The sequence below is a fragment of the Segatella sinensis genome, assembly GCF_040095255.1.
Classification (GTDB): Bacteria; Bacteroidota; Bacteroidia; order Bacteroidales; family Bacteroidaceae; genus Prevotella; species Prevotella sinensis.
Map to the genome: position 1 here is coordinate 83,899 of NZ_JBBNGE010000005.1, position 25,248 is coordinate 109,146.

Here is a 25,248-nt window from a genome sequence, read left to right on the forward strand (position 1 = left end):
GCTAGTTAAGATGCCGAATAACTAAGTTGAAGGACAAATAACTATGTAAGATAAGTCTTTAACTTGGGCACAAATCTTCGGGAAACGGGTATGATGTTTGTGCAATTTCCGAGAGTCAGTTGATAACCATTTGAGTTGCCTCGTGCCGAAGTGATATTATTCACATTGACAGCAAAAGAACGGTGACATTGGAAAATGTTCTCAAACTCTTTCAACTCTTCAAGAGCATGGGTTAGTGTTGTATGGATATCAACAGCAACAACATTACCTTCTTTTAGAAAACAGACGGATACATTGTTTTTCTGTGCTTCCATATAAAGTAGATCGTTGATGGCAATCGACAGATCGTTTCCTCTTACGTTAGTATCATGGATGGTAATAGATACTTCTTCCTGTTCCTTTGTTGTATTGCGCAACAACTCTTCCATTCTCTCTCGTAATGTTCTGTTGTATTGCATTCCGATAGATAATGTCGTAAGAAATATGCCTATGATAATAGTCCAATTTAGAAACAAGAGAAACAGACCGAATGTAATCGTATAATGAAACAAGTATGAGAATAGGAGGAAATTACCGAAGGCAATGATGAAAATCAGTCCGAGTATAGCTACTCCTTCATGCCAGATACGCCAGGGCTTGATAGTTTGATGCAAATACTTCAATATCGTTGCAGCGTATGTTATGTGGCATCCAAAAGTTACCAGTCCGAATAATGTAGCAACAAAGCATTTGTTACCTTGATATAAGCAGAGTCCAAATGGCTGCAGAAAATATAAAATTACCCAAATGATGAAGCCAAAGATGCTACTATCTTTTAGCAAGTGTTTACTCTGTTTAAAAGGATATGTTCGAGTTAGAAACGACATGTTGAATCTGATTTATTTAATTAACGCAGCACTATCATTTATCTTCTTTATCAGGGTGTACCTAAGCTACTCTGTTGGTGCACCGGGATGCTTGCCATATCCAGACATTTTGTTTATTATCGTGCTGTAAAAATAAAACAAAGTTCTGAATGACACTGCAAAAGTACAAATAAAATTTGAGAAACGCACTTTTGGAGACGTTTATTTTGGTAATGAAGCATTTTCTTATGATGTCTCAGGACTTTTTTTCTTGATGACATCTGTAACTTTCTGCGCCTTCCCAGGTCCGAAGGTGTAATAGATAGCCTCTTCCTCATCACATACCTCGCCTTGCGAATTGGCAAGGGTGAGATGGATGATAACAATAACGCAACTTATATGATGCAAGGAAGCAATTTTATATTATGGGCAACAAGAAAGTCGTATGGTAGGAACGTGTGTTTCGGATAAAATATAATAAAAGCCGCAATTTGTAAACGCAAACTGTGGCTTTTTCGTTTTTTTATGCTATCTTTGCACACAGATAGTGTTTTTAAGGATAGATCATGATGGAACAGCAAGTTAAACAAGTACCTTATGGGGTGGCAGATTTTGCTACGGTAATAGAGCAGAATCTATATTATGTGGATAAGACGATGTTTATCCCAGAGCTGGAGAAGCAGCCTCGCAATCTCTTCTTCATCCGCCCTCGTCGTTTTGGTAAGAGCATATTCTTGAGTATGCTCTATTCTTACTATGACTGTACGCAGAGCCATAAGTTCCAGAGTCTTTTTGGAAATCTGTGGATAGGCCAGCATCCTACTCCTTTGCAGGGAAAGTATCAGGTGCTGTTCCTCGATTTCTCCCAGATTACGGGTAATATCGACAAGCTTGAGACGAAGTTTAATTCTTATCTCAGCATCAACCTCGATGCTTTTGTCCGTCAATACTTAGAATATTATCAGGCAGAGATGGAAGAAATCCTGGCGCAGGAAGATTTCGAGGAAAAGATGGAACTGATATTCAAGGCTGCCAAGGCGCACCAGTATCATCTGTATCTCATCATCGATGAGTATGACAACTTCACGAATGTCATACTCAACGAACGTGGTGAGAATGTGTATCATGCGATTACCCATGCCGAAGGCTTTTATCGTGATGTCTTCAAGAAGTTCAAGGGTAATTTTGAGCGTATCTTCATGATGGGTGTGAGCCCTGTAACCCTGGATGATGTGACGAGTGGATTCAATATAGGTTGGAACATTTCTATCAAGCCGGAGTTTGATGAGATGCTGGGCTTCTCTACCACTGATGTGGTGGAGATGTTTACCTATTATAAGGAGCATGGTAGTATTCCTGCCGATAGTGATATTGATGCCATCGTCAATGATATGAAGCCATGGTATGATAACTATTGCTTTGCTAAACAGGCATTGAAGAAGAAAACTCGTATGTTTAATTGTGATATGGTTCTTTATTACCTTCGCAATTATATGGATGCCGGATGTCCGCCTGAAGAGATGATTGACCCGAATACCCGTACCGATTACGGCAAAATGAAGAAACTCTTGCAGTTTGACAAGCTGGATGGAGAGCGTAAGGGCATTATCCGCAAGATAGCAGAAGAGGAGCAGATTGTTACCCAGCTTTATGAGTCGTTTTCTGCGTATCAGATTCCAAAGGCAGAGATATTCCCAAGTCTTCTGTTCTATTATGGCATGTTGACCATCAAGGGAACTCGTGGCTCTAAGCTCATTCTGGGCATTCCAAACAATAATGTCCGCAAGCAGTATTATGGTTATCTGGAAGAGGAGTATCAGGCAAAGGCTTATGTGGATGTCAACCAGCTCACCGATTACTATTATGATATGGCATATGATGGTAAGTGGGAAGAAGGATTGCGCTTCATGGCAGATGCCTATGCCAAGGTTTCATCGGTGCGTGATGGCATTGAGGCTGAGCGAAACCTGCAGGGATTCTTTATGGCTTATCTGAATCTGAATGATTATTATATCACGGCTCCAGAGTTGGAGTTGAATCATGGCTATTGTGATTTCTTCCTTTTGCCAGACCTTACCCATTATGCCAGTCAGCATAGCTACATCCTGGAGTTGAAGGTTCTTTCTAAGAAAGATTTCTCTGCGATAGTTAAAGGTGCGTTCACGGAAGATGGCAAGCCTATGACTAAGGCAGAGAAACAGTGGCGTGAGGCTCTAGATCAGATTCATCAATATGCCGAGGCTCCAAGGGTTGAGGCTTTGCGCCAAGGAACAAAACTCCATCTCATCATCATGCAGTTTGAGGGGTGGGAACTTAAACGGATGGAAGAAGTATAAATTCAATGAAAAGAATCAATATTATCTTAATAGTACTATCTTTTAGTATGCTCCTTCTTCTTGGTGCTTGCACCCAGAAGAATGTGGTGATAGGTGTGTCGCAATGTTGTAGCGGAGTTTGGCGCGAGAAGGTGAATAATGAGATGCGACTGGCGCAGTATCAATATAAGAATGTGGATTTGCTGTTTACTACTGCAGAGAATGACGGGCAGCGCCAGGCTCGTCAGATAGACAGTATGATAGCCAGGAAGGTAGATCTGATCGTTGTTGCCCCTGATAACGTGAATGATGTAACACCTGCCATCGAGCGAGCTTATCGTGCTCATATCCCGGTTATTCTCTTCGACAGAAAGGTAAAGACATCCCATTATACAGCTTCCATCGGTGGCGATAATGTAGAAGCGGGTAGGGAAGTAGCCCGCTTTCTTGTCAGGAAACTGGATGGAAAAGGTACCGTTGTTGAGATTACGGGCTTGAAAGATGCTTCTCCTGTCATTGAGCGCCATCGTGGTTTCTACGAGGTGATGAAGAATTATCCGGGAATCAAGGTGGTTACCCTGGAAAGCAACTGGAAGTTGGAGCGAGCCCAGGAGTTGATGAAACAATATCTGGATAAGGGCGGACATGCGGATGGCGTGTTTGGACATAGCGACCTAGGTGCCATAGGAGCCTTTCTGGAAGCAGAGAGACGAGGCATTGATAAGCAGATGCTGATAGTAGGCATTGATGGATTGCCTGGAGAATGGGAAGGAGTGGATAGAGTGAAGAGAGGACAGTTTGCTGCTTCTTATGTCTATCCTACCCAGGGCGAGAAGATTATGGAATTGGCGATGAATATCCTTCAGGGTAAACCCTATAAGAAGGATAATGTGATGAGATCATTCCTTGCTACCTCTGAAAACTGTGATGCCGTCGCTCTACAATATCAGGATTTGGAAGTCAAGATGAAGAATCTGGATCAGATTTCTGACAGTCTTGATTCTTATTCTGAGGTATCCCGTATTCAGAAATGGATACTTGTGGTCGCCATCGTTTTCGTCTTAGTTCTGCTCATTATCATCTTCTATATATATAAGGTATATAGAAAGAAGCTGCAGAAGCAGAAAGCCGTGGCTCGTGGATTCATCGAGAACAAGGAGGGCTGGGCTGCTGAACTGAATCACTTGGATGAGAGTGATCGTTACTTCATGGATCGTTTCAAGAAGAAGATTCTTGCGAATATGGGCAATGCTGATATGAAGATGGATGATTTGGGAGCCGAGATGCAGTTGAGTAAAGTACAGCTCTATCGCAAGGTGAAGGCTATGACAGGAAAAACGCCTGTCGAGCTCCTGAAAGAGATGCGTCTGCAGAGAGCCTATACGCTCCTGATGCAGACTGATAAGACTGTAGCTGAAGTCTCGGCAGAAGTAGGCTTTGCGTTACCGGGCTATTTCTCTTCATGCTTCAGGAAGCAGTTTGGCGTTCTTCCTACCGATTTCAGAAATAAACAGTTATCTAAAAGAAAATAGTTTTCTAACTCCTTTAAAATAAGTACTTTAAAATCTTAGCAAAAGATAAGAAAATCGTTTCATGTAACATAATTATTGTTGCAGGAACGATTTTTTCTATTTATATAACAGTCTTTTCCCTAATTTTGCGGCAGAAATCAAGCAATAACAATTTTTGAAACTTAAAATGTTATAATAGTATGAACAATCTTTCAAGATTACTAATGAGCTCTGCGCTCTGTGCTGTTTGCACCGTTGCTAGTGCACAGCAGGTAAATGTAAATGGCATCGTAAAGGATGCTGCCGGTGAGACAGTCATTGGTGCATCTGTTATGGTGAAAGGCACAAAGACTGGTACTGTTACCGACTTTGATGGTAACTTTCATGTAGAATGTGCTCCTGGTTCCACACTTGTTATATCTTATATTGGATATAAGACGCAAGAAGTAAAGGCTTCAGACAATATGGAGGTAACACTTCAGGAAGATGCCAACGACTTGCAGGAAGTAGTTGTAACAGGTTATACCACTCAGAAGAAGGCTGACTTGACCGGTTCCGTGGCTGTGGTTTCAACCAAGAACCTGAAGACAAGTTCAGAGACAGACCCGATGCGTGCTTTGCAGGGTCGTGTTCCTGGTATGACTGTTACTACCGATGGTTCTCCTATTGGTTCAGGAACCGTGCGTATTCGTGGTATCGGTTCTTTCAACTCTTCTCAGGACCCTCTTTATATCATAGATGGTGTGCCTACCAATATGGCATTGAATACCCTCAATACAAATGATATCGAGAGTATGCAGGTTTTGAAGGATGCCGCTTCGGCGTCTATCTATGGTTCCCGTGCATCGAATGGTGTCATCATCATCACCACCAAGAAAGGTAAGAAGGGTAGCAAGGTGGCTGTTGACTTCTCTGCCAACCTGACTGCACAGTTCTATTCCAACCAGTCGAAGATGAAGCTGATGAACTCCAGCCAGTATGCTACTGCGATGGCTCAGGCAGCCCTGAACGATGGACTCGATCCTGTGGCTTATGCTGCCAACTACGGCATCGACTTGAATGCTGCCTCTGGAACTCCAATCACCGTTTGGAATCCTGCTACCAACCAGTATCAGAACTATACTATCAATGGTCGATATGATGGCTACATCAATGCCAAGAAGACCATGCGATTCTCAGATACCGACTGGCTCGATGAAATCTCTCGCACAGGTTTCTCGCAGAACTACGACCTCTCTGTATCTCATGCCAATGACAAGCATAGCGCTATGTTCTCCTTGGGATACAAGAACAATGAGGGTGTCTTGAAATATACCAATTTCGAGAATATCTCAGCTCGTTTGAACACCTCTTGGAATTTAAACAAGATCGTAACCGTAGGTGAGAATTTGACATTGACTTATACCTCTCAGGTAGATTGCCATCCGATGGAGAATGCCTTGAAGATGCCTTCTATCGTTCCGGTTTACGAAGAAGATGGCAAGACCTTCGCAGGTCCTGTGGGTAGTATGGCCGACCGTCAGAACCCTTGTCGTGAGCAGTATCAGAACCGCAATAACCACCTCGACTACTGGCGCATCTTCGGTAATGCTTTCGTAGAATTGAAGCCTGTCAAGGGATTGACCCTGCGTTCTAACTTCGGTTTGGATTTCAAGACATCGTTTATCAATGCGATGACGAATACTTATCATTCCGATATCGTCAACAACGACATCGCGAAGACAACCTTGTCAAACAACAATGAGACTAACTGGACATGGTCTAACACAGCCCAGTACGTTGCCCAGATTGGTAAGCACAACATCGATGTACTCGGTGGTATGGAAGTTTCCAAGCAGTCGTGTATCGATTTCTCTGCCTATTCAGAAGGCTATGCGCTGGAAGATAAAGATTATATGTGGCCAAATGCTGCCACGGGAACGATGCGTAACTCGGGTGCAAAGTTTGGTTATCGCCTGGCTTCTTTCTTTGGAAAGGTGAACTACAACTGGGATGATCTCCTCCTGGCTTCCTTTACTATCCGTCATGATGGTTCATCCCGATTTGGTAAGGCACATCGCTGGGGTACTTTCCCTGCTGCATCACTCGGCTTCAGATTCTCTAATCTCCTGAAGAAGGATTGGTTGGATGATGCCAAGCTGCGTCTTTCCTGGGGTCAGACGGGTAACCAGGCTATCGACAACAATGCACAGTTTGGTCTTTATGTAGTGGATTACGGATTAGACCGTGTAACCTCTACTGCATACGATCTCTTCCTGCAAGGTTCAGGTACCTTCCCTTCTGGCTATCGTGCCACACAGTTGGCTAACTCTAACTTGAAATGGGAGGCTGCTACCCAGTATAACGTAGGTTTGGATTACACCCTGTTTGGCAACACCCTCTATGGTACAGTGGATGCCTATATTAAGAATGTAAAGGATATGTTGATTAATCCTGCTTATCTGGGTGCAACAGGTGAAGGTGGAAATTCATGGCAGAATGGTCCTTCGCTCCGCAACTGGGGTATGGAGTTCACCGTGGGTTATCGCAAGACCTTGGCTAATGGACTTGGCATCGATGTGAACGGCAATCTGGATTTCTTCCGCAACAAGGTTACTTATTTGCCAGCAACAACAACAGGTGCTTACGCTCACACATCTAAGGAAAACCTGGTGCAGAGTGGCAAGTCATATGGTTCTATCGTAGGTTATGTAGCCGATGGAATTTTCCAGAATCAGGCAGAAGTAGATAAGTCTGGACAGCCAAACGCACGTGTCGGTGGATTGAAATACAAGGACTTAGATGGTAAAAATGGAATTACTTCAGATGACCAGACTTGGATTTTCGACCCTGTGCCAGCCTTCTCTTATGGTTTGAATATTGCTCTCAATTATAAGGGCTTTGATTTCAGTATGTTCTGGCAGGGTGTCTATGACCAGGATGTGTATAACAACCAAAAGTTCCAGACCGACTTCTGGGCTATTACTGATGGTGGCTCTAACAAGGGAACCCGTTTGCTCGATGCCTGGAATACCAACAATACCGGTTCTTCCATCCCACGCTTGAGCACCATGAACACAGCCGATGAGGGTCGTGCTTCTACTTACTACGTTGAGAATGGATCTTACTTGAAGTTGCGCACCTTGCAGGTGGGTTACACCATCCCAAGCAGCATCCTCTCTAAGTTGAAGATGACCAGTGCCCGTGTCTATCTCTCAGGTCAGAATCTTTTGACCATCAAGAGCAATAGCCTGACCTGTTCAGACCCAGAGAATCCAAACTGGAACTATCCACTTTCAACATCCGTATCATTCGGACTTCAGGTAGGTTTCTAAAATGTTTCATATTTTTAAAGAGAATTTTACGATGAAAAAGTTATATACAATGGTGCTTGCAGCAGCACTGGTAGGAACATTCACCAGTTGTGATGATTTCCTGGATTACACCCCAACAGCTGTGGTTGATGAAGACAAGGCTTTCAGCGAGCCAGACAAGATGGTAAACAGTGCCTATGCGATGTTGGGCGACTGTTGGTATTCTTACCCATTCAACCTTTGGCCATACGGTGACCTTTCTTCAGACGATTGCTTGAAAGGCGGTGGTGGTACCGGTGACACCGGTTATCACGATGTGGAAATCTGGAGTACCTTGACCTCTACTAAGGGCGAACTCGACGAGTTATGGTATCGACTCTATTGTGCCGTTTCCCGTTGCAACCGTGCCTTGGTTTCTTTACAGCAGAATGGTGAGAGCACACTGGGTGCTGAGGTAACCAAGCAGCGTGAGGCTGAGGTTCGCTTTCTCCGTGCTCATTTCTATTTCAAGTTACTTACCATGTATCGCCAGATTCCTTGGATAGACGAGAAGGTTTATGAGGATAAAGCAACAGAAAGCACATCAAACACTCAGTTTACTTACGAGGAATTGTGGCAAAAGGTGATTGCTGACTTCCAGACAGCATACGATGTACTTCCTGCTAAGCAGAAGGATGGCGGTCGTGTCAACAAGATAGCAGCCGCAGGTTATCTGGCTAAGTGTTATCTTACCATTGCCTGGGGTGATGGCTATGAGGCAACCGATGGTGTTGACCATATTAATAAGGAGTATATGCAGAAGGTAGTAGATTACACCGATGTTGTGAAGAATTCAGACTATGGTTACATGGCAGACTTTGGCGATATCTTCCTGCCTGACAATAAGAACAGCAAGGAGTCAGTTTTTGCTGTCCAGACTTCCGACTATAGCGAGGACCATACCAACTTCGGACGTGCCAACTGGTCTAATATGCTGAATGGCTGTTGGGGTATTTGGTCTTGCGGATGGGATTTCCACAAGCCTTCACAGGACCTGGTGAATGCCTTCAAGACCAAGAACGGACTTCCTGAGTTTGATGACTACAACAAGACTTGTGATTATCCTGTAAACGGTGAGCCTAATAGTCAGAAATGGGATCCACGTTTGTTCCACACCGTTGGAATGCCTACCTTCCCATATAAATATGAGTCAGAATACACGATGACTACAGCCAACTCTCGTACACCAAACGTTTACGGTTACTATACCTCTCTGAAGGAAGTACCACAGCGTTCAAAGGGTGAAACTTACAATGGCTCTTGGCAGGCGTTTGCGATGAACGACTATGTGCTCCGTTATAGCGACATTATGTTGATGCGTGCTGAGGCTTTGATAGAGTTGGACCGTCTGGCTGAGGCTCGTACCATCATCAACGATATCCGTCAGAGAGCCAAGAATTCTGTGGATAAGCATATTGAATATGCCAAGGATCAATGTGATATAGCCCTCTATCCGGAGTCTTATTTCCAGGATAAGGAGACGGCAAGAAAGTGCCTGCGCTGGGAACGTCGTCTGGAAATGGCTATGGAGAACGGCCGCTTCTTCGACCTGCGCCGCTGGGGCATTGCTTCTGAGACATTGAACAAGTATTTTGCATCAGAGCAGAACGATAAGTATGGAGAGCAGACATACGCTCAATACCTGAAGGATGCCAAGTTTACTCCAGGCAAGAACGAGTTCTATCCGGTTCCATATAACCAGCTGTATTACATTCCTGGTCTGTATAAGCAGAATAAGGGATACGAGTAATTACCTATCGGTATTTTTAGATAATAATTTCAGACACTTAGACAATGAAAAAGATATTTATTTCGGCGCTTGTTGCTCTTTGCGGTTTCACCGCCAGTTATGCCCAACAGGCTTCCTTCTTGAGCAATAACCACTGTCTCTACCGCATCAGCCAGGAGAGTCAGAACCAGAAGTGTCTCTTGCTTCCTGTACAGGAAAATGCAGAGATAGCCAATATTAAGGTGATTGCCAACAACAAGCAGGTGAAAGCACTCAATGTGAAGTTGGCTAAAGACCACGTAGATTATTTCGTACCTCTCTATATGGATGAGTTTGCTGGCTTGAAAGGCCTGGCTCTCGATATCCATGTCAATGGCGATTATAGCAAGGAAGGACTGAATGTCCTCACTTGCTGGAAGGAGATGAAGTTCTCTGATGCTTTCGATATGAAGAATCGCGAGCAGTATCGTCCGGATTTCCATCACACTCCTGCTTACGGATGGATGAACGACCCAAATGGTATGTTCTATAAGGATGGCGTATGGAATCTCTATTTCCAGTATAATCCTTACGGATCACAGTGGGAGAATATGACCTGGGGACATTCTACATCTACCGACTTGGTACATTGGAAGTTCCAGGGTGCCCCTATCCAGCCAGATGCAATTGGTACCATTTTCAGCGGTTCTGCCGTGGTTGACAAGAACAATACCTCGGGTTTCGGAAAGGATGCTGTGGTTGCACTTTATACTTCAGCTGCAGAAAACCAGACCCAGAGCATGGCTTACAGTACAGATAACGGCAAGACCTTTACAAAATATGCAGGAAATCCTATTATCACCAGTACTGTGCCAGACTTCCGTGACCCACACATGTTCTGGAACGAGGACATCAAGAAGTGGAATATGATTCTGGCTGCCGGTCAGCACATGGAAATCTATACTTCTGATAATTTGAAGGACTGGAAACTTGAAAGCTCTTTCGGTGAGAAGTATGGCAACCACGGCGGTGTTTGGGAATGCCCAGACCTGATGAAGTTGAAGGTTCGTGGCACCGATAAGGAGAAGTGGATGCTCATCTGCAACATCAATCCTGGTGGTCCATTCGGCGGTTCTGCTACCCAGTATTTCGTAGGTGATTTCGATGGACACAAGTTTACTTGCGACAGCAAGCCAGAGGTAACCAAGTGGATGGATTACGGAAAGGATCATTATGCTACAGTTACTTTTGATAACGCACCAGAAGCTCGCCGTGTGGCTATCGCCTGGATGAGCAACTGGCAGTATGCCAACCAGGTTCCTACCCAGCAGTATCGTTCGGGCAACTCTATTCCTCGCGACTTAGGTCTCTTCGAGTATAAGGGTGAAACTTATTGCAGCGTGGTTCCATCTCCAGAGATGACAGCAGCAAGAAGCAAGAAGGCAGGCAAGAAACTCACAGAATCTTGCGAGATGGTAGTAAACCTGAAGGGAAATGCTACTATCACTTTGAGCAACGACAAGGGCGAGAAGGTAGTGATGAACTACGATGCCAAGGCAGAAACCTTCTCAATGGATAGAACCAAGAGCGGTAAGATGGATTTCAGCAAAGACTTCGCTGCAGTCACCAAGGCTCCAACCTATGGCAATATCAGCCAGCTGCGCATCTTCATAGACAAGAGCAGCATCGAGGCACTGGATGCCGACGGCAAGATGTCCATGACCAATCTCGTGTTCCCAAGCAAGCCTTACAACAAGGTTACTGTAAAGGGAAAGGGTAAGTATCAGATTTACGACATCAAGTAACCTCATCTGTTAAGAACTGAATCTATAAGATAATTGTTTCTAAGAGTGTTACTGATGTAACAATGCAACATAAATGGTAGCCGATGAACGATATTTTATGATATATTGTATCGTTTGTCGCTACCTTTGCACCTGTAAAAAGAAGCAATAACGCTAACAATTATGAATAAATCATCAAAATTAACAATCATCCCGGTGATGCTCTGTTTCTTCGCCATGGGATTTGTAGATTTGGTAGGTATTGCCTCCAACTACGTGAAGGAAGATCTCAACCTCAATGATTCGACAGCCAATCTGTTCCCATCGCTGGTATTCTTCTGGTTTCTCATCTTCTCGGTTCCTACGGGAATCCTGATGAATAAGATAGGTAGGAAGAAGACAGTAGTCCTGTCTTTGCTTGTTACCGTCATCTCCCTTCTTTTGCCCATTTTCGGCGAAAACTTTGAGTTGATGCTCGTGTCGTTCTCATTGCTCGGCATCGGAAATGCCTTGATGCAGACCTCCCTGAACCCTCTGGTTTCAGTGGTTACATCAGGTCAGAACCTGGCATCCACATTGACCTTCGGTCAGTTTGTCAAGGCGATAGCTTCCTTCCTGGCTCCATACATCGCTATGTGGGGCGCCATGGCAAGCATTCCAACATTCGGTTTGGGCTGGAGAGTTCTCTTCCCAATCTATATGGTTATCGGAATCGCAGCCACCTTCTTTCTGGCAGGTACGCCTATCGAGGAAGAGAAGAACGAGGGTAAGGCTTCCGGTTTCGGTGAGTGCTTCAAGTTGCTTGGTAAACCTATCGTGCTGCTTTCCTTCATCGGTATCATGTGCCATGTGGGTATTGATGTGGGTACCAATACCACAGCTCCTAAGATTCTGATGGAGCGTTTGGGATGGAATCTTAATGATGCAGCTTTCGCCACATCGCTCTATTTCATCTTCCGTACCATCGGCTGTTTCACCGGTACAGCCTTCCTCCGTATGATGAAGACCCGCACTTTCTTCATCATCAGCGTTGTGATGATGGCTTTGAGTATGATAGGCATGTGGGTAGGAACAAGCCATTATGTGCTCTACATCGCTATCGCCCTCGTTGGATACGGCAACTCTAACGTCTTCTCCATGATTTTCTCTCAGGCGCTGCTTGCTTTGCCTGATAAGAAGAATGAGGTGAGCGGATTGATGATCATGGGACTCTTTGGTGGTACCATCTTCCCATTGTTCATGGGATTCGCCAGCGATACCTTCGGTCAGGTAGGTGCCGTGGCAGTCATGGCTGTGGGAGTTGTTTATCTCTTCACTTATATCAGAAAGTTATAATAAAAGAACTTTCGCAATCGTTTATACTATATATAAATAAGGTGTAATTATGGAAACAAAGAATTTGAATACAAAATATTGTGTAGGTTTAGGTGAGATTCTTTTTGACGTTCTCCCTACTGGTTCTCAACTCGGTGGTGCTCCCGCCAACTTCGCTTACCACGCTGGTCAGCATGGTCTGCATTCTGTAGCCGTCAGTGCTGTGGGCAAGGATGTTCTGGGCGATACAGCTCTCCGCCTGCTCGATGAGAAGAAGCTCAAGTATGTGATGCCTGAGGTAGAATTCCCTACAGGTACTGTTCAGGTGCAGCTCGACAAGGAGGGTGTTCCTACATACGATATCAAGCAGAATGTGGCTTGGGACAATATCCCATTCACTGATGATATCAAGGAGATTGCTTCCAATGCAGGAGCTGTATGCTGGGGCTCTCTGGCTCAGCGCAGTGAGGTGAGCCGCGAGACCATCTATACATTCCTCGATCATACTCCAGAGGATTGCCTGAAGATTTTCGACATCAATCTCCGTCAGAACTTCTATACTCCTGAGGTGATTACCGAGAGCTTGAAGCGCTGCAATGTGTTGAAGATCAACGATGAGGAGTTGATTACCATCGGTCGTCTCTTCGGTTATCCTGGCTTGGACATCGAGAACAAGTGCTGGTTGATTCTCGGCAAGTACAATCTCGATATGCTCGTATTGACCTGCGGTGTAAACGGCAGCTATGTCTTCGCTCCAGGTGTGAAGTCATTCCAGGAGACTCCAAAGGTTGAGGTGGCTGATACCGTAGGTGCTGGCGATAGCTTCACCGGTACTTTCTGTGCCAGCATTCTGAAGGGTAAGAGCATCCAGGAGGCACACGAACTTGCCGTTAAGGTAAGTGCATACGTTTGTACCCAGAATGGTGCAATGCCTCAGATTCCTGAGGAATATACATTGTAAGACTCCCCATTTGGTCAGTAAGTATTAGTTTTGAATTGTTGGTTTTTAGTGAATAGTTGATATATAGGTTTAATGTTGATTGATTAGCTGCTATCTGCTTGTGAAGAGTAGATAGCAGTTTTTTATTATGGTGTGTGAGCATGATGGCGAAGTTTGTTTTGCCAAGGCATGAATAGCAACGGATATAGTTTAAAAAAGATAAATAAACCGAAAAATTTGGTTTTCTGAAAGAAAATCGATATATTTGCACTTGCTAAGATAGCATAATAAACTTAAGTAAAAGTATTTTTTGATTTTGAGGCAGTTGTTTTTTGTAATGATATTCTGGTTGGTTGGCATCCCCGTTTTCTGCCAGACCCCAGTGCGTTCCGATAGTACTGAAATCCCTGATTTCGAGAGGTGTTTCAGACTGTTGGAAGAGAATCGCAGTGTCTATAACCGATACAATGACAGCATCTTCCTGTTCAAGGACCATGTGGCATGGACCAATTTCTTCAAGCGCCGTGCCATGAAGAATACGCATCTCTTCCTGGTTAACAGGGAGATTATCAACATCGTTTTCGATTACTTCAAGCAAGACCGTAAGCAGATTCCCCATGAAGCTTACCAGCAGTTGTGCGACGGCTTGCAGCGTCTGTATATGGAGGAAAAGGTAGATCCGTTCCTGGGCAATCAACTCTGTGATATTCTTCTGGAATATTATGGAAGCGGAAGATGTCCCGAGGCATCGAACTTTGCCGGATTGGTGGATAACTTCAAGGGCGAATTCCTTTATGAAATCCATACTCTGGGTAAGGAACCTGATGCCTTGAAGAAATCCTACGAGTATCTGAAGCGTGCCGTGGCGGAAGACCGGTATCGCTCGCCTAATCCTGTGGAGTCTTCCCTGATGGCGCTTGAAAATCTGACGGTTACCAACTGGCTGATTTACAAGATGCAGACCGTGAAAGAACGTCGTGCCTATGTGCTTGAACTCAGGAGATTGCTCAGCTTGCCCCATACCTGCCAGCTGATGAGTGAGGAGGATTACGGTCGCCTGAACGAAAAGGCGAAAAATACTGAGGAAAGTCTGGTCCGTAATGTTTATCTGACTGATTCTACCGTCCTGGAAAAGCAGTTTGCCGACTCCCTGATGCAGGTGATTGTTGCACGGAATCTTGCCAATCCTCATCTGTCGGAGCTCTCCTATTCCCGTACCCTGGTGATGCAGGTGAAGATGGGACAGATCACGGCGACGGAAGCGATGGGAAAGGCTGTCAGGAGAAACCGTAATGGTATGAAGAAGAAATTCAGTACTGCCCGTTATGACTACCGTCAGCTTCAGGCCGCCCTGCAGCCTTTCATGAACTATTTCTATCTGAACGACCTGTCTGATGTTTCCTACCGCAGGAAGCGTGCTGCCGTCAAGCGGATGTATCGGGACATCATCACCATCTATCACCATCGTCTGGACCAGCAGATGGAGAATTCGTATGTGAAATATCTGAATGTCCTTGCTACCTATCCCCGTGCCATCAAGTACCTGAAGGAAGTGGAGCGCATCCGCAACTTCAATGAGTTGAATGTGGCTACCCAGGTCACCACCTATGCCCATTCCGTACATGTGGCGATGATAGCCAAGAAGCTGATGGAGGGCATTCTGGCCTATCAGCCCAATTTGTTGGGAGGAGCGCTTGGTGAGCGCCATCATGGTAAAGTCTTCCTGGATCCTAAGGAGTGTCTCAACTTCATCTATCAGGCAGCCCTCTATCATGACATTGGCAAGAATGGCATCATCTCGGTGGTGAACAACGACTACCGTCCGTTGACGGATGAGGAGTTCTCCATCATCAAGACCCATCCTTCTTTGGGAGCCGAGTTGCTGAAGATTGCTCCTTCGCTCTATGAGAAGTTTCGTGATACCACCTTGGGTCATCATAAGTGGTATAATGGCAAGGGCGGCTATCCTGAGGATTTCGACAACACGAAGTCGCCTAAGCGCATCCTGATAGACATCATCACTCTGAGCGACTGCATGCAGGCTGCTACCGAGCGCGTAGGCAGGAATTACAAGGATGGCAAGACCTTCGACATGGTGATGGAGGAGTTCCGCAGGGATGCCGGTACGAAGTATAATCCCGACCTGGTGAAGTTCATCGATTCCCATGAGGACGTGGCCCGTGATCTGGCAGTTCTCGTCGGTGATGCCTGGGTGGATATCTACTTCAACATCTATAGTAAGTATATGAGATAATGTCCATTTAGCTTCACTCCTCAGATTGGCGCCTTGTCCTCCGAATGATGGTGCAGGAAAAAATCCCGTGCTTTCTCTAAAACACAGTGCAAAGATACGACTTTTTCCCGGTACTGCCAAAAAACGGCCTGCAGGGTTCTGTTAAACGGATTTAATATTTGTGGAGAATCCTGTTAATAAAAACAAGTCGTAATTTTTAAGATAAGAAAACTATATTCTGTAAATAGTTTCTCTATGTTTTGTACATCCCAACTCTACGTTTGTCCTTTGCGCCCTCTTCCCCGATTTTCCCCCAAAAGTGGTTACGGTTACAGAAGTTACAGTTTTTCATGAGTCAGTTTCCTTTTCCCTCTTTAGAAGAAGATAATAATATATATTATATATTATTATTATCTATTATTATTACTTACAATCTGTAAGTACTCAAAATCCCTTGTACCCCCCCCCCTCCGCTGAAAACTGTAACTTCTGTAACCGTAACCACTATAACCGTCTTCGCCCACTTCCGAAAATGACGTAGAAATTTATTAATTATGACAAATTTAAAAAGTCAGAAGGTGGGGGGCAGCAAGGCTGCTTGCCCTGCCAAGTGTGGTGCGCAGTCTTATCATAAAAAAAAAGCTCAGGGCAAAACACCCTGAGCTTACTATTGTCATGATTTTTCTTAAATTATTTACTTCTGGCATTCCTTGCATGGAGTCCAAGGCTTCAACTGCTTGAAGAAGTCGTTGCCCTTGTCATCTACGAGGATGAATGCAGGGAAGTCCTCTACGGTAATCTTCCAGATAGCCTCCATACCGAGCTCTGGGTACTCTACGCACTCAATGCTCTTGATAGAACTCTTAGAGAGAACGGCAGCTACACCACCGATAGTACCGAGGTAGAAACCACCATGCTTCTTGCAAGCCTCTGTAACAACATCGCCACGGTTACCCTTGGCAATCATTACCAGGCTAGCGCCGTGATCCTGGAACTCATCTACGTATGGGTCCATACGGTTGGCTGTGGTAGGTCCCATAGAGCCACATGGATAGCCCTCTGGAGTCTTGGCTGGACCAGCATAGAGGATAGGGTGGTTCTTGAAGTACTCAGGCATCTCCTCGCCTGCATCCAGACGAGCCTTGAGCTTAGCGTGAGCGATGTCACGAGCCACGATGATGGTACCCTTCAAGTTAACACGGGTGCTTACAGGATACTTGGTCAACTCAGCACGAACTGCGTCGATACCCTTGTCGAGGTCAATCTCGATACCCTTGGTACCCTCACCAGGGTTACGGAGCTCCTCAGGAATCAACTCTGTTGGGTTCTCATCCATCTTCTCCAACCAGATACCGTCCTTGTTGATCTTAGCCTTGATGTTACGGTCGGCAGAGCAGCTTACACCCATACCGATAGGGCAGCTTGCACCGTGGCGAGGCAGACGGATGACACGGATATCGTGAGCTAGATACTTACCGCCGAACTGTGCACCCAAGCCAATCTTGTGAGCCTCTTCGAGAAGCTTGTTCTCCAGATCGATGTCACGGAAGGCACGGCCAGTCTCATCACCTGTTGTAGGCAACTCATCATAGTACTTGATAGAAGCCAACTTCACGGTAAGGAGGTTCTTCTCTGCTGAAGTACCACCGATAACGAAGGCGATATGGTAAGGAGGACATGCAGCTGTACCCAGGCTCTTCATCTTCTCTACGAGGAATGGAAGGAGGGTGCCCTCATTCTGGATAGTAGCCTTGGTCATAGGGTAGAAGTAAGTCTTGTTGGCAGAGCCACCACCCTTGGCAACCATCACGAAGCGGTACTCGTCGCCCTCTGTAGCCTCGATATCAATCTGGGCAGGCAGGTTACAACGGGTGTTCACCTCGTCATACATGTTGAGAGGAGCGTTCTGAGAATAGCGGAGGTTGTCCTGTGTAAAGGTATTATATACACCCAGGCTCAAAGCCTCTTCGTCCTCGAAGTCTGTCCATACACGCTGACCCTTCTCGCCGTGGATGATAGCAGTACCTGTATCCTGGCAGAATGGGAGAATGCCCTTCACGGCTGTCTCTGCATTGCGGAGGAACTGGAGAGCTACATACTTGTCGTTCTCTGAAGCCTCTGGGTCGCTGAGAATCTTAGCCACCTGGAGGTTGTGCTCACGACGGAGCTTGAACTCTACGTCGTGGAAACCCTGCTGTGCCAGCAAAGTAAGAGCTTCCTTGGAAACCTTGAGGATAGTCTTGCCCTCGAACTCTGCTGTGCTTACGCCTTCCTTAGAGATAAGGCGATACTCTGTCTTGTCCTCTCCAAGCTGAAACATTGGAGCGTACTTGAAATCAGGAATGTTTGCCATAACTACGTTTTTTGTATATTTATAAGTTATTTATAATGTTTATGTATATTTCTTGATGTATATTCTATCTTTGATGGATATTCTTTCATTGAAGAAGGGGCTGACGAGTCTTAGTTCTCGTATTCCACCTCCTTGTCGAGGTTGTTCACGAAGTTTCTGAATACCTCTTCCTCCACATCTCCCATCGCATACTCCTTCTCTGCATCCTTCTTGATTTCAGCAATCCAGGAGCGGCGTGCACGGATATAGTCTTCGTGAATGTGGTTGGCATCTTCCAGCGTAATCTCAGAGATTCCGTAGTAATCGCAGATCACGCTGTAGGTCCATGCCCACTGATATTCACGATAGTTGTTGTTGATTTCCTCGAAGCGTTCCAGCAGCTGCTGAATGGTCTCGATGTTGCCTTCTCTCATATCCTTCACGATGCGCTCTTCCTCGCTTACCGGCAGGAGGAGTCCTGAGAGGTCATCCCAGTCGCCCACGCCTGTCTGGGTAGATGGAGGGGTGATGGCAGGATCCCTTTTCAGCACTCGCTTCAGCACGGCGCCCATATAGATTCTCAGGGCGATGTCGTAGTATTTGATGCCCTTGTGGAGCGATGTGGCAGGGATGATGTACTCGTGATAGAGATACTGCGATACGTTGTCGCCCGTTACCTCGCGGAGACTCTCTAATATCTTCTTGCCCTTCAGGATTTCGCCCACGGAGAAAGGAGAGAGCCAGTCGAAGTTCACGATGCTCTTGCGGTTTTCGGGAGCACGGAGATCTCGCTTCGGCCACTTCTTGATGTCGCGGTACAGACCCACGGTGGTGATGTTTCTGCCTGGGATGAGGAACATCTTGTCGCCATCGGCTATCAGATAGGCGAATGGCAGGTTGCGGGTGTTAGGGTGGTGCATCAGCTTGCCGAAGCATACTGAGAACGAACCCAGGGTGGCTGGCATCAGCAGGTAGGCACCGCTGGCTGTCTTCGAACCACGCTCCAGGATGCCCCAGTGCATAGGCCCCATCTTGTAGGCATGGTTGCTGAAGTTGGTGGCTGAACCTGCATTATAGAATGAGAACATACCGCCGATAAGCAGACTGCTCTTGTGATGCGATGCTGTGAATGGACCACAGAAGGCGGCGCACGCCTCACCGTTGCTCATATAGCTGTTGGCAAAGAATACGGAGGCTGAGGCTGTGAAACCGTTGCTCAGCTGGCAGGCTTCTCCCACGAAGCAGTCCTGTATCTTCACGCTGTTGATGACGCTGGAACCCTCGGCGATGATGGAGTTCTCGATGATGACTCCCGTGCCGACATATACGTTGCCGTGAACCGAACCGAGCAGCGTACAGTCGCTGAGTCGTGAGGCACCGTTTACCTCGCAGAGGTCATTGATTACGCAGTTGGTAATCTCCTTGGTGTTCACAATCTTCACGTTGCTGCCTATCTGTCCTCTTTCCGGCGCCTTGTTCTCGATGTCGGTCTTGATGAGCTGTCGGATGTTCTCCTTCAGTTCCTTGTCGGAGAAATGCTTCACCATGAAGGCAGCCAGCTGGCTGTTGAGGTCGGAGAAGAGAATCACGTTTCCTTCGCCCACCTCGTTGAGCACGCTCACCAGGTTCCCCTCGCCGAAGGTAGCGCCCTCGGTGGTTTCCATCGTAGAGATGTTGGAGATGTAGCAGTCATCACCAATGGTGTAGTTATTGATGAAGTTGCCCACATTCTCGATGAGACAGTCGTCTCCGATGGTTACGTTTCTCAGGGTGGCATTGTTGATGCCGGAATGCTTTACGAAGCCTTGGCTCACCTCCACATTCTTGTTGAAGGCACCGATGTTTACCTCGCCATAGAGCATCACGCGATGCATGTAGTTGGGCTTGAAGTCTTCTGAAACATTGATTGAAGTCCAGTCTTCAGCCCAGCAGTCGTTGCTCTTGAGTACCTCGATTTCCTCGGAGGTCAGAGGTCTGTAGTCATTCATTGTTGATATCTTTTTAGGGAATTATTCGTAATCCTGGTACAGGAAGTCGTTGTATGGATACTTCTGTACGTGCAGTTCTCTTACCTTTTTATATAGCACCTCTCGGAACTCGTCGATGTTCTCCTTGTTCTTTGCAGAGATGAAGAGACAGTCGTCGTTGAGCTTTGCCATCCAGGTTTTCTTGAGATCTTCCAGCGGTATATTCTCCTTCTCCATCGGAGTGAGGTCGTCTTCCTCCTTCTCCACCCAGGAGTAGTTGTCTATCTTGTTGAAGATGATCATCGAAGGCTTGTCGGAGCATCCTATCTCCTCCAGGGTCTTTTCCACTACCTGGATCTGCTCCTCGAAGTCTGGGTGGGAGATATCTACCACGTGCAGCAGGAGGTCTGCCTCACGGGTCTCATCCAGGGTGCTCTTGAAGGAATCCACCAGGTCGGTAGGCAACTTGCGGATGAATCCTACGGTGTCGGCAAGGAGGAATGGCAGGTTATCTACCACCACCTTTCTCACTGTGGTATCGAGGGTAGCAAAGAGCTTGTTCTCTGCAAACACCTCGCTCTTGCTGAGCAGGTTCATGATGGTGGATTTTCCCACGTTGGTATAGCCCACGAGAGCCACGCGGATCATTCTTCCGCGGTTCTTACGCTGGGTAGTCTTCTGCTTGTCTATTTCTGCGAGTCGCTCCTTGAGCAGGCTCATTCTGCCGAGGATGATACGGCGGTCCATCTCGAGCTGGGTCTCACCCGGTCCACGCAGACCTACCGATCCCTTTCCGCCACCGGAACCTGAACCACCGCCCTGTCGCTCCAGGTGAGTCCAGAGGCGCTGCAGTCTTGGCAGCATGTATCGGTATTGTGCCAGCTCTACCTGTGTTTTGGCAGCTGCAGTCTGGGCACGCATGGCGAAGATATCGAGGATGAGCGAAGTACGGTCGAGAATCTTCACCTGCAATTCCTGCTCGATATTTCGGATTTGCTTGGCAGAGAGTTCATCGTCGAAGATCACCATACCTACTTCTCTGTCTTCCTCTTCCTCGTCCTTGATGTATTGCTTGATTTCCTCCAGCTTACCCTTTCCCACGTAGGTGGTCTGGTTAGGCGACACCACCTTCTGCGTGAATCGCTTCACGGTGACGGCGCCTGCGGTATCTGCAAGAAATTCCAACTCGTCGAGATATTCCTTAGTCTTGGCTTCGTCCTGTGTCTTGGTAATAAGACCCACCAGCACAGCGGTTTCCGCCTTGACTTCTGATATTACAAATTCTTTCATTCTTTACGTACGTATTATTATAGGTGCAAAGATAATAAAAAAAATGCTCTTATTATATATATAAGGTGAAAATTATGTTTTTTTTATGAAAGCGGCTGCAAGGCTACGGGGCGGAAATCGGTATTTGCGAACGCAGAAATCGACATGTCTGAATGCTGAAACATTCAAAAACTCAAAAGCCTCGACGTGATGTCGGGGCTTTTTGGCATTAAATCCCTTTAAATTAGCGAAAAGTGTCAAATTTTTAATGATTCTTCTCCTCTTTCTTCTGGATTTTGCTTATCTTTGCAGGCATTAAAATAAATCAAACCTAAAAAGAAAATAAATATGAAGCAAAAAATGAGTATCGCTGGTATTTTGTTGCTTGCTGCTTTGGGTATGCAGGCTAACAGCTATACAGTGAAGTCGCCAGACGGTAAATTGGTGGTGAATGTTGCTTGTGAGGGAGGCAAGGCTTCCTACACGGTAGATTACAATGGCAAGCAGATGCTGGGAACTTCGGCGCTCGGTCTGGTTGCCAATTATGGTGATTTCTCAAAGGATCTCACCATGGGCATCCTAAAGGGTGGGGAAGTGAAGCCGCTTTCTTACAAGATGACCCGCATCAAGAAGAGTGATATCCAGAAGGATGTGGTGGATGCTACCATCGGTTTCCTCAACAGCAAGAAGGATTCCATGACCCTTCATCTTCATGTAAGCAACAACGACATCGCCTACAAGTATGAGATGAGCCGTCCTAAGAAGGATAATCCTAAGTCGGTGATTATATATAATGAGGTGAGCGGATTCAATTTCCCGGAGAAGACCACTACCTTCCTCTGTCCTCAGATTACTCCGATGACGGGTTGGGAGCGCACCAAGCCATCTTACGAGGAGGAATATACTCCGGATGCTCTGATGAACGTGAAGTCGCAGTTCGGTGTGGGCTATACCTTCCCATGTCTCTTCAAGGTGGGCAGCGACGGATGGGTTTTGGTCAGCGAAACTGGTGTGTCGAGCGCTTATCCTGGTTGCCGTCTTTCTGATTACGAGCCGGGCAAGGGCTATACTGTGGCTTTCCCTCAGAAGGGCGAGAACAATGGCATCGGTTCCGAATATGCCGGTATCCCATTGCCGGGCGAGACTCCTTGGCGCACCATCACCGTAGGTTCTTCGCTGGCTCCTGTCGTAGAGACCACCATCCCTTACGATGTGGTAGAACCACTGTATGAGGCAAGTCAGACTTACAAGCCATCCCGCTATACCTGGAGCTGGCTCATCTGGCAGGACAATTCCGTTAACTATGACGACCAGGTGAAGATGGTGGATGTGGCTGCTGCTCAGGGTTATGAAGCCATCTTGGTAGATGGCTGGTGGGACAAGCAGATAGGCAGAAAGCGCATCGAAGAGTTGAGTAAGTATGCCAAGAGCAAGAAGGTAAGCCTGATGCTCTGGTACAATTCGAATGGTTTCGAGAATGATGCTCCTCAGACTCCTCGTCAGATTATGAACAATTCCATCGCCCGCAAGAAGGAGATGGCGTGGATGAAGAAGATTGGCGTGGTAGGTATCAAGGTGGATTTCTTCGGTGGCGACAAGCAGGAGACGATGAAGCTCTATGAGGATATCCTCAGCGATGCCAACGATTATGGCTTGGAGGTGATCTTCCATGGTTGCACCATGCCTCGTGGCTGGGAGCGCATGTATCCTAACTATGTTTCGAGTGAGGCAGCCCTGGCTTCTGAGAACGTATATTTCACGGATTATCATGCCAAGAAAGAGGCCTTCGAGATGACGATGCATCCGTTCTCAAGAAATGCCGTAGCCAGCTTCGACTGGGGTGGTGTGATGATGAACAAGTATTTCTCTAAGGATAACAAGAGCCGCCACCAGCGTTATACCAGCGATGTATTTGAGATGGCTACTGCCATCACCAATCAGAGCAGCGTAAACTGCATCTGTCTCTATCCTAACAACTTGCAGGATGTGCCACAGTGGGAGTTGGATTGGCTCAAGAATGTACCAACTGCATGGGAGGATACCAAGTTTATTGCCGGCTATCCTACTAAGTATGCAGTGGTGGCTCGCAAGTCGAGTGTAGAGAATGGTTCCGGTGCAGCGCTTACAGCCGGCAGATGGTTCGTGGGCGGTCTGAATGCTACAGACAAGCCTCTTGCCCTGACCCTGGATTTGCCGATGTTTGCGGGTAAGACCGTTACTTATATCACCGACCAGCCAAAGAAGAAGGGCGAGAAGTTCTTCACTTCTGTCAAGAAGACCTTGAAGGTTGGAAAGGATGGCAAGGCAAAGGTGGTAATTCAGCCTAATGGCGGTATCATTATTGAATAATCTTCATGTTTAAGGCTTCGCTTGCCTACGTGAAAATTTTACGGGCATCGCTTGCCTACGTGAAAAAGTTTTTTTCTCGAAAAAAGTATCAAAGTCTCATTTTTGCTTGAAAAATAGGCTTTAAATACTTGATATATAAGATAATAATAAAAATGAGACTTCTTGGTTTTTGAGCTGAGAAGTCTCATTAATGTATCATGGAAGTCTCATAGGCTTTTTTAATCCTATTTCACCTGTAGATGTTTTATGGTTGTGTCAATATAATCAGGATAAGTCATGGTGATGTGTCTGCTTTTTTAGTTCATCAGTTGGTCTTTCTATGCCCTCCGGTTGGTCTGCTTGTGCCCGTCACACGGGCATCCGCAGCCCACCACGTGGGCATTGACAGCCCGTGTGCTGGGCAACTATTGCCCATAGTTTGGGCAATGAATGCCCAAACATAGGACTTATTTTTGGGCAATATTCTTTAGGGCCTTTGCGCTGTTTAAACAATCTTTTTGCGATGTTTAAACTGACTTTTCTTGATGTTTTAATAGTCTTTTCTCGTGCATCGTGCTGTCTTTAATGATACTTCTACAGTCTATAATGATACTTCCATGATACTTCTTTCTGCTTTTTCCGAGAAGTCTCATTGATTGTAAATATCGATATATCAGTAATATAATATGGATTTTCCAGCGAAAAATGAGACTATGATACTTTTTTGTGGAAAAAACTTTTATGTGCGCGTAATCGGATAGATGCTATTTCTTTGTTTTTTGCGTATCTTCGCGAAAGTGCAGAGTGAGTCGGAAAAATGCCGTATCTTTGCAGCGTCAATATTATGATGGCTACCATTTCAGTGAGTATTCGGAGGATGTGTTTAATCCGTTCAGTCTTATAAGAGCATTGGCTGGTCAGAAGATTGGTGCCTACTGGTTTGGTTCCGGTACGCCAAGCTATCTCATCAAGGGTTTGCAGAAATATCATGTTAACGTGACTGATATTGAACAGAAATAAGCCATTTACCAAGAGTTATAAGTTGGGCTATCCTAACCAGGAGGTGAAGATTGGTATGGAGAAGCTTCTTGCTGTGATTTACGATAGCACTCAGCGTACTATCAGCGACTGGATAATTAAGGAGGGGTGATAAAACTGAAACCAATCCGTGGCTTTTCTGAATTTAAAAGCCACGAATTGGTTTTTGTGTTATCAAATTCCTGTTTTTTATTAAGTATTATCTATATTAATACGCCATTTTTTTATTTTTATAAGCAATTTTGATTAAAATATCCCTCAAATCCGCAACCTATAGGGTTTCGTGAGAATTTACTTGTAAAACGACCAAAATTCTTTTATTGTACATATTC

16 protein-coding genes are annotated in these 25,248 nt (G+C 45.8%); 11 read left to right on the plus strand and 5 right to left on the minus strand.

Going from position 1 to position 25,248, the window contains the following annotated elements:
• Positions 1-41: 41 nt before the first annotated feature.
• Positions 42-428 carry a LytTR family DNA-binding domain-containing protein gene (locus tag AAAT87_RS02560; RefSeq protein ID WP_181976471.1) on the minus strand — a complete coding sequence of 129 codons (387 nt, stop codon included), beginning with the start codon at positions 426-428 and terminating at the stop codon, positions 42-44.
• A 663-nt stretch (positions 429-1,091) separates the two neighbouring features.
• Positions 1,092-1,253, minus strand: a complete 162-nt coding sequence (locus tag AAAT87_RS02565) for a hypothetical protein (protein ID WP_233904483.1) — start codon at positions 1,251-1,253, stop codon at positions 1,092-1,094.
• 161 nt (positions 1,254-1,414) lie between these two features.
• Here AAAT87_RS02565 and AAAT87_RS02570 point away from each other — a divergent pair, with 161 nt between their 5' ends.
• The 8 genes from AAAT87_RS02570 (at position 1,415) to AAAT87_RS02605 (ending at position 16,003) form a co-directional block, all read left to right on the plus strand.
• Positions 1,415-3,181, plus strand: a complete 1,767-nt coding sequence (locus AAAT87_RS02570) for an ATP-binding protein (protein ID WP_349225532.1) — start codon at positions 1,415-1,417, stop codon at positions 3,179-3,181.
• A 5-nt stretch (positions 3,182-3,186) separates the two neighbouring features.
• Positions 3,187-4,692 (plus strand): AraC family transcriptional regulator, encoded by a 1,506-nt coding sequence (locus AAAT87_RS02575; RefSeq protein WP_349225533.1) that lies wholly within the window; start codon positions 3,187-3,189, stop codon positions 4,690-4,692.
• A gap of 179 nt (positions 4,693-4,871) precedes the next feature.
• Positions 4,872-7,985, plus strand: coding sequence for a SusC/RagA family TonB-linked outer membrane protein (locus AAAT87_RS02580; protein ID WP_349225534.1), 3,114 nt, complete (start codon positions 4,872-4,874; stop codon positions 7,983-7,985).
• 31 nt (positions 7,986-8,016) lie between these two features.
• Positions 8,017-9,753: a RagB/SusD family nutrient uptake outer membrane protein gene (locus AAAT87_RS02585; RefSeq protein WP_349225535.1), complete on the plus strand. Its 1,737-nt coding sequence runs from the start codon at positions 8,017-8,019 to the stop codon at positions 9,751-9,753.
• 44 nt (positions 9,754-9,797) lie between these two features.
• Positions 9,798-11,516, plus strand: coding sequence for a DUF4980 domain-containing protein (locus tag AAAT87_RS02590; RefSeq protein WP_349225536.1), 1,719 nt, complete (start codon positions 9,798-9,800; stop codon positions 11,514-11,516).
• Between the two features lie 162 nt (positions 11,517-11,678).
• Positions 11,679-12,830, plus strand: a complete 1,152-nt coding sequence (locus AAAT87_RS02595) for an MFS transporter (RefSeq protein WP_296973443.1) — start codon at positions 11,679-11,681, stop codon at positions 12,828-12,830.
• Positions 12,831-12,879: 49 nt separating this feature from the next.
• The gene (locus tag AAAT87_RS02600; RefSeq protein WP_296973446.1) at positions 12,880-13,770 is read left to right on the plus strand and encodes a carbohydrate kinase family protein; all 891 of its coding nucleotides are present in this window, start codon (positions 12,880-12,882) and stop codon (positions 13,768-13,770) included.
• Between the two features lie 316 nt (positions 13,771-14,086).
• Positions 14,087-16,003: an HD-GYP domain-containing protein gene (locus tag AAAT87_RS02605; protein WP_349225537.1), complete on the plus strand. Its 1,917-nt coding sequence runs from the start codon at positions 14,087-14,089 to the stop codon at positions 16,001-16,003.
• A 673-nt stretch (positions 16,004-16,676) separates the two neighbouring features.
• Here the strand turns inward: AAAT87_RS02605 and AAAT87_RS02610 are convergent.
• From AAAT87_RS02610 to hflX, 3 genes are all read right to left on the minus strand, one after another.
• Positions 16,677-18,335, minus strand: a complete 1,659-nt coding sequence (locus AAAT87_RS02610; protein WP_298532224.1) for a fumarate hydratase — start codon at positions 18,333-18,335, stop codon at positions 16,677-16,679.
• Between the two features lie 110 nt (positions 18,336-18,445).
• Positions 18,446-20,302 (minus strand): DUF4954 family protein, encoded by a 1,857-nt coding sequence (locus tag AAAT87_RS02615; protein ID WP_349225538.1) that lies wholly within the window; start codon positions 20,300-20,302, stop codon positions 18,446-18,448.
• A gap of 21 nt (positions 20,303-20,323) precedes the next feature.
• Positions 20,324-21,571, minus strand: coding sequence for a GTPase HflX (gene hflX, locus AAAT87_RS02620; RefSeq protein ID WP_089544780.1), 1,248 nt, complete (start codon positions 21,569-21,571; stop codon positions 20,324-20,326).
• A 327-nt stretch (positions 21,572-21,898) separates the two neighbouring features.
• Between hflX and AAAT87_RS02625 the strand changes: the two genes are divergently transcribed.
• From AAAT87_RS02625 to AAAT87_RS02635, 3 genes are all read left to right on the plus strand, one after another.
• On the plus strand, positions 21,899-23,899 hold the full coding sequence (locus AAAT87_RS02625) for a glycoside hydrolase family 97 protein (protein WP_349225539.1): 2,001 nt from the start codon (positions 21,899-21,901) through the stop codon (positions 23,897-23,899).
• 783 nt (positions 23,900-24,682) lie between these two features.
• Positions 24,683-24,898, plus strand: coding sequence for a hypothetical protein (locus AAAT87_RS02630; protein ID WP_295346167.1), 216 nt, complete (start codon positions 24,683-24,685; stop codon positions 24,896-24,898).
• Positions 24,885-25,028, plus strand: a complete 144-nt coding sequence (locus AAAT87_RS02635; RefSeq protein WP_349225540.1) for a hypothetical protein — start codon at positions 24,885-24,887, stop codon at positions 25,026-25,028. The genes AAAT87_RS02630 and AAAT87_RS02635 overlap by 14 nt, the downstream gene beginning before the upstream one ends.
• The last annotated feature ends 220 nt before the right edge of the window (positions 25,029-25,248 follow it).

Coding starts and splice junctions, on each gene's coding strand:
- hflX (WP_089544780.1), bottom strand. CDS start 21,571: ATGAAAGAATTTGTAATATCAGAAGTCAAGGCGGAAACCGCTGTGCTG.
- AAAT87_RS02590 (WP_349225536.1), top strand. CDS start 9,798: ATGAAAAAGATATTTATTTCGGCGCTTGTTGCTCTTTGCGGTTTCACC.
- AAAT87_RS02595 (WP_296973443.1), top strand. CDS start 11,679: ATGAATAAATCATCAAAATTAACAATCATCCCGGTGATGCTCTGTTTC.
- AAAT87_RS02610 (WP_298532224.1), bottom strand. CDS start 18,335: ATGGCAAACATTCCTGATTTCAAGTACGCTCCAATGTTTCAGCTTGGA.
- AAAT87_RS02605 (WP_349225537.1), top strand. CDS start 14,087: ATGATATTCTGGTTGGTTGGCATCCCCGTTTTCTGCCAGACCCCAGTG.
- AAAT87_RS02570 (WP_349225532.1), top strand. CDS start 1,415: ATGGAACAGCAAGTTAAACAAGTACCTTATGGGGTGGCAGATTTTGCT.
- AAAT87_RS02625 (WP_349225539.1), top strand. CDS start 21,899: ATGAAGCAAAAAATGAGTATCGCTGGTATTTTGTTGCTTGCTGCTTTG.
- AAAT87_RS02615 (WP_349225538.1), bottom strand. CDS start 20,302: ATGAATGACTACAGACCTCTGACCTCCGAGGAAATCGAGGTACTCAAG.
- AAAT87_RS02575 (WP_349225533.1), top strand. CDS start 3,187: ATGAAAAGAATCAATATTATCTTAATAGTACTATCTTTTAGTATGCTC.
- AAAT87_RS02560 (WP_181976471.1), bottom strand. CDS start 428: ATGGAAGAGTTGTTGCGCAATACAACAAAGGAACAGGAAGAAGTATCT.
- AAAT87_RS02580 (WP_349225534.1), top strand. CDS start 4,872: ATGAACAATCTTTCAAGATTACTAATGAGCTCTGCGCTCTGTGCTGTT.
- AAAT87_RS02585 (WP_349225535.1), top strand. CDS start 8,017: ATGAAAAAGTTATATACAATGGTGCTTGCAGCAGCACTGGTAGGAACA.
- AAAT87_RS02600 (WP_296973446.1), top strand. CDS start 12,880: ATGGAAACAAAGAATTTGAATACAAAATATTGTGTAGGTTTAGGTGAG.